The sequence below is a fragment of the Nocardia sp. NPDC004860 genome, assembly GCF_040609015.1.
In the GTDB taxonomy this organism is placed as follows: domain Bacteria; phylum Actinomycetota; class Actinomycetes; order Mycobacteriales; family Mycobacteriaceae; genus Nocardia.
On the sequence record NZ_JBEXJI010000038.1, the window covers coordinates 76902 to 85912 of the forward strand.

Below are 9011 nucleotides of genomic sequence, written 5' to 3' on the forward strand. Positions count from 1 at the left end.
GGCGGCCCGCGTTCCTGCCTGAAAAAGTGCCGTCTACCAGCCGAAAAGGATCAGATGCACCGCCCCGACCACCAGGCCCAGCGCCGCGCCGTGCAGGTAGAGCAGCCACGCGTCCTGCTCGACCGAGGCGTAGAACATCTCCATGAACTCACCGGGCGTGAGCTGCTGCAGCTTGCGGGCCGCGAACTCGTCGATCTTCTTGGCCTGGGCGGCCGCGAATTCCGGATCGTCGGCCAGGCTCGGGGCCAGGCCCACCGCGGCGGAGGTCGCGCCGACCGTCAGATTGTCGAACTGACGCTTGCCGAAGACCGTCCGCACCACCGAGTGGGTGGGCCCGAGCTGGCGGTGGATCTCCTGCGAGATGAGCCGTTCCAGCAGCTGCCGGGTCTTGTCGCCGTTCGGGCCGTCGAGCAGTTCGCGGGCCAGGTTGGGCAGCGTCAGCACCTGATAGGCCAGGATATTGGCGAGATCGGCGGCGGCCTCGGGCTGCCGCTTGGCCAGCAGCGCCTGCTTCCAGAGGTACCGGTAGCGCGGCTGCGGGTCGCCCGGTTCGAACACCATCTTGATGGCGATGACATTGACGGTCACGCCGATGGCCGCGGCCGCGGCCAGGATGATCAGCCACGGCGGAATCCAGCCCAGCACCGGAATGCTCTGGTGCACATGCAGGTACAGCGCCAGTAGCAGACCGAAGGGCGCGCCCAGCAGGCCGATGCGGACCATGAACTTCAGTTCCGGCGCGGCGATGGTGGTGGTCAGGTCCTTGAGGATCTCCGGGTTGTCCCGCAGATACCGGATGACGAAGTCCTTGATGTCGATGAGCTGATCGACATTGTCGCCGAGCTGTTCGAAGGCGCGCCGGGCCAGCGTCGGCAGTTCGCGTTCGATGCGCTGGTAGAGCACATTGCGCACCGACTTGGGCACCGCGCCCCACAGGTCCGGGTTCTCCTTGCTCATGATCTCGTCGACCATGTCCGGCACCTGTTTGCGGCCCACCTCGGCGATGTAGTCGGCAATGCCCTCGAGGTCGAGTTCGCGAATGAAGTCCTTGGGACTGCCGATTCGCATGATGGCCACGTCGACGCAGATGCTGGCCATCTTCTCGGCGCGCGCCGGGATGAAACCCTGGAAGCCGAGCCGCTTTCCGTCGCCGGAGAAGGTGGGCAGCACCTGCACGCGACGCGGGAGGTAGGGGTAGAGGATCTCCAGGCCGGGCACCCGGAAGCCCTGGAAGTAGACCGGCCAGAACAACATCAGCACGCCGGTCCAGTTGGTGAGCCAGCCGGCGATGGCGCTGAAGATCGGGAAGCTGATCAGATCGACGACGAGTTTGGGCTGGCCGGTCAGCTGTTCCCAGTCGAGGAACAGACCCGAGGCCAGTGTCGTCATAGCAGCGTCCCCCTGTGGCCAAGCTGATGGTGAGAAAACGGACTCCCAACACTCTCATCGGTCCGAGGCGCTGTCAAAAGGTCCTGGCCTGGAAGAACGCGTCGTGTCGCGGGGGTGTTGGCAAGGTCATGCCGACGTAGTCTGCGGCGGGTTCCGGAAGTGGGAATACTGGTCAATCGACCAGTAGATACAGGCAGGAGATCAGCAATGTCGTTCGACCGTCGTGGGTTTCTGACCGGCACGGCCGCCACTGCCGCCGGGGTCGCCGCGCTCGCGGCCACCGGTGCGCCCGCCCGCGCCGAGAATGCCCCGGCCACCGCCAAATTCCCGCTCCCGGACGCCGAGCGCCTGCGCATTCTCGTCACCGGCGACGCGGGCACCGGCGCGCGGCCGCAGTGGCAGGTCGCCGACGCCATGCGGGAACTGCATGCGCGCGAGCCGTTCTCCTGCGCCCTCGGCCTCGGTGACAATGTCTACGAGCAGGGCCCGTGGTCCGACGACGACGCCCAGTTCGCCGCCAAGTTCGAGGACCCCAACCACGACCTCGACTTCCCCTGGCTCATGGTGCAGGGCAATCACGACAACTCCTCGATCCTGCCCGGCGACGGAGGCTGGCTGCTGCGCGGCGATCACGAGGTGGCCTATCACGTACGCTCGGCCCGCTGGTTCATGCCGTCCCGCTATTACTCGGTGCGGATTCCGCAGGAGCAGCCGGTCGTCGAATTCTTCGTGCTGGACCTCAATCCCATCGCCGCCTACCTGCCGCCGCTCTTCCAGCCCTACTGGGCGGCCGACGGCCAGTTCATGACCGAGCAGGCCACCTGGCTGGACCGGGCCATCGACGAGTCGCCGGCGAAGTGGAAGATCGCCTGCACCCACCACCCGTACCTCAACAACGGGCCGCACGGAAACGCCGGGGAATACGAGGGATCGAGCATCGAGCCGATCGACGGCCGCTATGTGAAGGACTTCTTCGAGGCGCACGTGCTGGGCCGGTGCCAGTTCCTGCTGTCGGGCCACGACCACTCGCTGCAGGTGCTCGAACCCAATGCGGCTGCCAAGGGCACCCGGCAGATCATCTCCGGTGCGGCCGCGAAATCGGTGCACGGCGAGCCGTCCACGGGCGGCAAGCACACCGCCAACGGTGCGCTGTACGAGAACTACACCGATCTCGGCTTCATGGTCCTGGACCTGACCCCCACGTCGGTCGACCTGGGGGTCTACACGGTCGATCTCTCGAACGGCCGGTCCGCCAACGTCTTCCAGCGCCGGCTCGCGTAATCCGCGAACCGTGCCGGGTGCGGGAGCGGCCTAGGGCTTCAGGACGATCCGAATCGGGTTGCCTTCCTTGGATTCCAGGGAGTGCACGGCCTTGGCGGCATCGGCCAGCGGGACCACGGCACTCACGGAGCGGGAGAAGTCGACCCGGTGCAGCCCTTGCAGTTTCACCAGCTGGGTGACGTGCTCGGGCGTGGACCCGTAGTGCCCGCGCAACTGCTGCTGGAAGAAGCTGAAGGCGGTGCCCCCGGTGATGGTGATCGGCTTGTCGGTGAGGCCGACCAGCACCAGGCGGCCCTGCGGCGCCAGGCAGACCACCGCCTGCTCGCGCACCGGCGCCACGCCGGCGAAGTCGAAGGCGGCGTTCAGGCCGGTGCCGGTGGCCTCGAACACCTTGCGCCGCAGGTCCGGATCGGCCGGATCGAAGGCCAGGTCCGCGCCGAAGGACAGCGCCCGCTCCCGGGCGGCGGGCAGCGGATCCACCGCGATGATCGGCGCGGCGCCGACCATGCGCAGCAGCTGCACCCCGTGCGCGCCCAGCCCGCCGACGCCCCAGACGCCCACGGCCTCACCGGGTTTCACCTCGGCGGTGGCGGTGATGGCCGCCCACGGCGTGGACACCGCGTCGGGAATGAAACAGGCCTGCTCGAACGGCAGGTCGTCCGGAATCGGCACCAGGGTGTCGACCCGCGCCAGGGTGTATTCGGCCCAGCCGCCGTCGTAGTCCACCCCGCGGGTGAAGGTGGCCCCGTTGCGAAGCTCCCCGGCCTGCAGCAATACGCGATCCCCCACCTTCGCGGTGGTCACTCCCGGCCCGAGCGTGTACACGGTCCCGGCGACCTCGTGCCCGAGCGTCACCGCATCGTCGCGCAGGAACAGCGGCGTCAGCGTGCCGTCGATGAGGTGCACGTCGGAGAGGCACACTCCCGCTGCCTCCACCTTGACCAGCACGTGGTCCGGTCCCGGCTCCGGAATCGGCACCTCCTCGAGCTCCAGTCGGCGATTCGGGCCCAGGTGTAGTCGTGCGGCCAGCATGGTCATCGATGACTCCTCGCGGTATCCGATTCGGGCGGCCCCTCCCCGGCGCCATGGTAGGCCGCACCCGCGCCCGCCCGGGCGGTTTGCCCGAACCGCCGAGTCGGTGTGGCGCTCAGTGCACGCTGTCGGCGGGCAGGTGGGCGGCGAGGAATTCGGTGATGATGGCGGTGACGTCGGGGGCGCGTTCGAGCATGGGGACGTGGCCGCAGCCGTCGAGGTATTCGGTGCGGTCGGGGCGTAGTCGCGCATTGACGGTGCGCCCGGCCGCGGCGGAGAGGACGCGGTTCTGGTTGCCCCAGATGACGCAGATCGGCGGCAAGCCGTCGCGATCGGGCCAATCGTCGAGCGTCGCAAAGGAAGACAGGTCGCGGACCAGGTAGATCAGTGCCCGCGCCGGGAAACCGGAGGACAGGGGCGCGACATAAGGGCATTCGCGGTAGGCGCGCCGGGTGGTGAACCAGGATCGGGCGGTGCGGCGGGCGACCCAGCGCGGGGTGTGCCAGCCGCTCAGCTTCCGGGCGGAGTCGTCCGGCAGCACTCGGGCCAGGCGTGCCGCCTGCCGCCAATCACCGTGCATGGCAGTGGATTCGGTGAGCGGATTGATCGCCACCACCGCCCGGATCAGCTCGGGATGCCGCCGGGCCAGTGTCAGGCCGACGGCCGAACCGACGCAGTTGCCGACCAGTCCGACGTCGCTGAGCTCGTGGTGTTCGATGAAGGCGCGGATCAGTTCGGTGTAGCGCTCGAGCGTGTACCCGTCGGCGGGCCGGGAGGAGGCGCCGTAACCGGGCAGATCGACCGCGTAGACCCGGTATGCACGGGACAGCGCCGCGATCTGGGGCGTCCAGATGAGATGGGAGGACCCGGCGCTGTGCAGCATCATCACCGGCGGACCGGATTCCCCCTGCCGCACATACGCCATCCGGGTGCCGTCGAATGTGAAGTCTTCCATGACACTCCAACACCTTCGTTGCCAGTGTTGGATTCATGGTCCCGCAAACCGGTTCAGTGCGAGCCGATTTCGGTGAGCCCGCGGTCGAGGAAGCGGATCATCCACTCGAAACTGTCCTCGGAGTCGTTGCTCCACTGGAAGCCGTCCGACGCCTGCAGGGTGGCGAAGCCGTGGAAGAGGCAGCGCAGCGTGCGCTGCGCGTGCACCATCTCCTGCTCGCCGATCCCGTAGCCGCGCAGCACCGCCGCCATGGATTCCAGCACCCGCGCACCCGACTGCAACAGTGGATCATCCGGTCCGGTGAAGGCGGCGCCGACGGTCGCGGTGTACCGGCCCGGATGCTCGACCACGTAGTCGCGGAAGGCATTCGCGAAGGCGGCCAGGGCCGCACTGCCGGAGAGCCCGTGCATGGCGTCGCGGACCCGCTGGTCGACTTCCGCCATGGCGAGCGCGGCGATGCCGTGCTGCAGGTCGGCCAGGCTCTCGATGTGTTTGTACAGCGAGGGGGTTCGCACCCCGAGCCGCTGCGCGAGGGCCCCGAGCGCCAGATTGCCGAAACCGACCTCGTCGGCGAGGGCGGCCCCCGCGGCGACGACGTCGGTCCGGCTCAAGCCCACCCTAGGCATGATGTTCCTTCAGGAACGGCAGGATCAGCTCGGCCACCCGGTCGGCGGCCTCGAACTGCGGGTAGTGGCCGGTGCCTTCGACCAGGCCCAGGCTGCCCAGTCCGGCCGGCAGGGCGGCGACGATGCGCTGGCCTTCGGCCTCGGGGCTCGGGAAGTCCGGGTCGGCGGTGCCCATGATGATGAGCGCGGGCTGGGTCACGTTGGGCACCTGGGCTTCCGCGTCCACGGGGGTCGACTGCCCGGTCTTCATGAATTCGGCGAACCGGCCCGGCTCGCGCAGCTTGGCCGCGACCTCGGCCAGGTAGTCGTCGAGGTCGGCGGGCTTGGTCGGGATGGCCACCTTCAGGTACTTCAGCCACTGGCCGAGGCTCTTGAACATCATGGTGCCCATCAGCGGAATCATGCCGCTGCGGTGGCGGGAATTGGTGAGAAGCGCTGCGATGTCGGCCTTCTGGGTCAGCGTGAACGGGTTGATCTCGACAATGGCCCGCACCAGGTCCGGCCGCTGCGCCGCCGCGATGGTGGCCGACCCGCCCGAGAGCGAGTGGCCCACCACGATGGCCGGTCCGCCGCCCAGCTTCTCGATGACCGCCAGCAGATCATTGGCGACATCGGTGCGGCTGATGGCCTCCTTGCCGGTGACCGACGCCCAGCCCATGCTCGACTCGCCGTGGCCGCGCATATCGGTGTTGACGACCCGGTACCCGGCCGCTGCCAGCAGCGGCATCAGGTGCCGGTTGGCATTGCGGTCGACTCCCATGCCGTGCGACAGCACGACCAGCGGACCCTCACCCATCTCGTCGTAAGCGATCCGGCCACCGTCGATGTCCACGTACTGCGTCATGGTCTTTCACTCTCCAGGAGTAGCTAACTGCGATAGCCATAAAGCTAATTGCTTTAGCCGAAGCCGTCAACCCCTATCCGGGATTTCGATCCGACCGGCGTGGCGCACCGCGTTGGAGCCCCTGTTCGCTGCCGAGCTCGACCCCTGATAGCGCTCTGACGAGCTCATATGCCGCTGTTCCCGATTTCGATCCCCGACTCGAGACATGTTCGCCCCCGGCGAACATCGGTCCGGAACAATCGGTATACCCCCCGGGTTGAGTAGGTAACGCTCAACCTTGGAAGGGGTCGAAGACGTGACTACACCAACGAACCTGCCGGTCCTGTTCCTGACCGATCCGATCGTGCTCCCCGGCATGGTCGTGCCGATCGAGCTGGACGAGTCGTCGCAGGCCGCCATCGATGCCGCCCGCGCGGGCAAGGTCAACCAGGTGCTGGTCGCGCCGCGCCTCGATGAGGGGTACGCCACCTATGGCGTCGTGGCCACCATCGAACAGGTCGGCCGGATGCGCGGCGGCGCTCCCGCGGCGGTGCTGAAGGCGGAGAGCCGGGCCAAGATCGGTCACGGCGTGACCGGGCCGGGCGCGGCGCTCTGGGTCGAGGCCGAACCGGTCGAGATTCCGGCCGCCGACGGACGCACCAAAGAGCTTGCGGCCGAATACAAGAAGCTGGTCGTGTCGGTCCTGCAGCGCCGTGAGGCCTGGCAGGTCATCGACGCGGTCAATCAGATGAACGATCCGTCCACCCTGGCCGACGCGGCCGGCTGGGCGTCGTACCTGAGCAACGAGCAGAAGCGCGAGATCCTGGACACCCCGGATACCACCGCGCGGCTGCGCAAGCTGATCGAGTGGACCACTCAGCACATCGCCGAGACCGAGATCACCGAGAAGATCAGCGAGGATGTCCGCGAGGGCATGGAGAAGCAGCAGCGGGAATTCCTGCTGCGCCAGCAGCTCAACGCCATTCGCAAGGAGCTGGGCGAGGACGAGCCGGACGGCGCGGAGGACTACCGCACCCGCGTCGAGAACGCCGACCTGCCCGCGGACGTGAAGGAAGCCGCTCTCCGCGAGGTCGGTCGCCTGGAGCGTTCCAGCGATCAGAGTCCGGAGACGGGCTGGATTCGCACCTGGCTGGACACCGTCCTGGAACTGCCGTGGAGCGTGAAAACCACTGACTCCACCGATGTTGCGGCCGCTCGCGCGGTGCTGGACGCCGACCACCACGGCCTGGACGAGGTCAAGGACCGCATGGTCGAGTACCTGGCCGTCCGTTCCCGGCGGGCCGCGCGCGGCCTGGAGGTCGTCGGCGGTCGCGGTTCCGGCGCGGTGCTGGTGCTGGTCGGTCCGCCCGGCGTCGGCAAGACCTCGCTGGGTGAATCGGTGGCACGGGCCCTGGGCCGCAAGTTCGTTCGCGTCGCCCTGGGCGGCGTGCGCGACGAGGCCGAGATCCGCGGTCACCGGCGCACCTACGTGGGCGCGCTGCCCGGCCGCATCGTGCGCGCCATGAAGGAGGCGGGATCGATGAATCCCGTTGTCCTGCTGGACGAGATCGACAAGGTCGGCTCGGACTTCCGCGGCGATCCCGCGGCGGCCCTGCTGGAGGTCCTGGACCCGGCACAGAACCACACCTTCCGCGACCACTACCTGGACCTGGATCTGGACCTGTCGGACGTGCTGTTCATCGCGACCGCGAACGTCATGGAGACGATTCCCGGCCCGCTGCTGGACCGCATGGAACTGATCACCGTGGACGGCTACACCGAGGCCGACAAGGTGGCCATCGCCCGCGACTTCCTGATCCCACGGCAGCTGGAGCGCAATGCCCTCACCGCCGAGGAGGTCTCGATCACGGACGAGGCGCTGCGCGAGGTCGCCGCGAACTACACCCGGGAAGCCGGAGTGCGGCAGATGGAGCGGCTGATCGCCAAGGCGCTGCGCAAGGCGGCGACCAAGCTGTCGGAGTCGGCGGACATCGCCGGGACCGAAAGCCTGGTCAGCAAGGGCGAATTCGTGCCGGAGGGCCTGGGCTACGACCGCGAGCTGGGCTACGACGCCGAATCCGGTCCGGCCGCAGGCGGTTCCGGCAAGCTGGTGATCGGACTGGGTGACCTGAAGGACTACCTGGGCCGTCCGCGCTTCACCCCCGACGGGGTCGAGCGCACCGCGGTCCCCGGTGTCGCCACCGGGTTGGCCGTGACCGGCGCGGGCGGCGACGTCCTCTACATCGAGGCCAATGCCGCCGAGGGCGACCGCTCGCTGACCCTGACCGGTCAGCTGGGCGACGTCATGAAGGAGTCCGCGCAGATCGCCCTGACCTACGTCCGCTCCCACCTGGAGGAGATCGGCATCGAGCCGAAGGTGCTGGATCGCAATCTCCACATCCACTTCCCGGCGGGCGCGGTCCCGAAGGACGGTCCGTCGGCGGGCGTCACCATGGTCACCGCCCTGGTGTCGCTGGCCCTGGGCCGCCAGGTCCGCGCGGATGTCGGCATGACCGGCGAGGTCACGCTGAACGGACGGGTGCTGCCGATCGGCGGCGTGAAGCAGAAGCTGCTCGCCGCTCAGCGCGCCGGCCTGAAGACCGTGTTCATCCCGGCCCGCAACGAGCCGGATCTGGACGAGGTCCCCGCCGAGGTGCTGGCCGCCCTGGATGTCCGCCCCGTCGCCGACGTGGCCGAGATCCTGGCCTACGCCATCGAGCCGGTCGCCGAACCGGCCTACGACGGCCGTGCGCTGAGCGCCACCGCCTGAGGTCGCGAGAACGGGAGCCGTGGGGGGTGGGGGTGAAAGGACCGGGGCCCGCCGGATTGGCGGGGGCCCGACCATTCCGGGGGGTGACCGCGGTGGGGGGGGGTACGGGGTGAGAAGGGGGGGGGGAGAAGAGGT

At 68.5% G+C, this 9011-nt stretch carries 7 protein-coding genes; 2 read left to right on the forward strand and 5 right to left on the reverse strand.

The window, feature by feature from the left end; all coding sequences use genetic code 11:
- Window positions 1-33: 33 nt before the first annotated feature.
- Window positions 34-1389, reverse strand: a complete 1356-nt coding sequence (locus tag ABZV44_RS40795; protein ID WP_354849146.1) for a hypothetical protein — start codon at window positions 1387-1389, stop codon at window positions 34-36.
- A 207-nt stretch (window positions 1390-1596) separates the two neighbouring features.
- Between ABZV44_RS40795 and ABZV44_RS40800 the strand changes: the two genes are divergently transcribed.
- Window positions 1597-2670, forward strand: coding sequence for a metallophosphoesterase (locus ABZV44_RS40800; protein ID WP_354849149.1), 1074 nt, complete (start codon window positions 1597-1599; stop codon window positions 2668-2670).
- 30 nt (window positions 2671-2700) lie between these two features.
- On the opposite strand, the gene ABZV44_RS40805 is transcribed toward ABZV44_RS40800, so the two are convergent.
- The 4 genes from ABZV44_RS40805 to ABZV44_RS40820 all read right to left on the reverse strand — a co-directional run bounded on the left by ABZV44_RS40805 (window position 2701) and on the right by ABZV44_RS40820 (window position 6127).
- Window positions 2701-3708 (reverse strand): zinc-binding dehydrogenase, encoded by a 1008-nt coding sequence (locus ABZV44_RS40805; RefSeq protein WP_354849151.1) that lies wholly within the window; start codon window positions 3706-3708, stop codon window positions 2701-2703.
- Window positions 3709-3817: 109 nt separating this feature from the next.
- Window positions 3818-4657 carry an alpha/beta hydrolase gene (locus tag ABZV44_RS40810; RefSeq protein ID WP_354849154.1) on the reverse strand — a complete coding sequence of 280 codons (840 nt, stop codon included), beginning with the start codon at window positions 4655-4657 and terminating at the stop codon, window positions 3818-3820.
- 53 nt (window positions 4658-4710) lie between these two features.
- Entirely contained in the window at window positions 4711-5283 is a 573-nt protein-coding gene (locus ABZV44_RS40815; protein ID WP_354849157.1) for a WHG domain-containing protein, read from the reverse strand.
- Entirely contained in the window at window positions 5276-6127 is an 852-nt protein-coding gene (locus tag ABZV44_RS40820; protein ID WP_354849160.1) for an alpha/beta hydrolase, read from the reverse strand. Before ABZV44_RS40820 ends, ABZV44_RS40815 begins: the two co-directional genes overlap by 8 nt.
- 295 nt (window positions 6128-6422) lie before the next feature.
- Here ABZV44_RS40820 and lon point away from each other — a divergent pair, with 295 nt between their 5' ends.
- Entirely contained in the window at window positions 6423-8876 is a 2454-nt protein-coding gene (gene lon / locus ABZV44_RS40825; RefSeq protein WP_354849162.1) for an endopeptidase La, read from the forward strand.
- The last annotated feature ends 135 nt before the right edge of the window (window positions 8877-9011 follow it).

Bases quoted from the DNA above. Each gene is read 5' to 3' on its own strand.
- ABZV44_RS40795 (WP_354849146.1), bottom strand. From the start codon at position 1,389: ATGACGACACTGGCCTCGGGTCTGTTCCTCGACTGGGAACAGCTGACC.
- ABZV44_RS40800 (WP_354849149.1), top strand. From the start codon at position 1,597: ATGTCGTTCGACCGTCGTGGGTTTCTGACCGGCACGGCCGCCACTGCC.
- ABZV44_RS40805 (WP_354849151.1), bottom strand. From the start codon at position 3,708: ATGACCATGCTGGCCGCACGACTACACCTGGGCCCGAATCGCCGACTG.
- ABZV44_RS40810 (WP_354849154.1), bottom strand. From the start codon at position 4,657: ATGGAAGACTTCACATTCGACGGCACCCGGATGGCGTATGTGCGGCAG.
- ABZV44_RS40815 (WP_354849157.1), bottom strand. From the start codon at position 5,283: ATGCCTAGGGTGGGCTTGAGCCGGACCGACGTCGTCGCCGCGGGGGCC.
- ABZV44_RS40820 (WP_354849160.1), bottom strand. From the start codon at position 6,127: ATGACGCAGTACGTGGACATCGACGGTGGCCGGATCGCTTACGACGAG.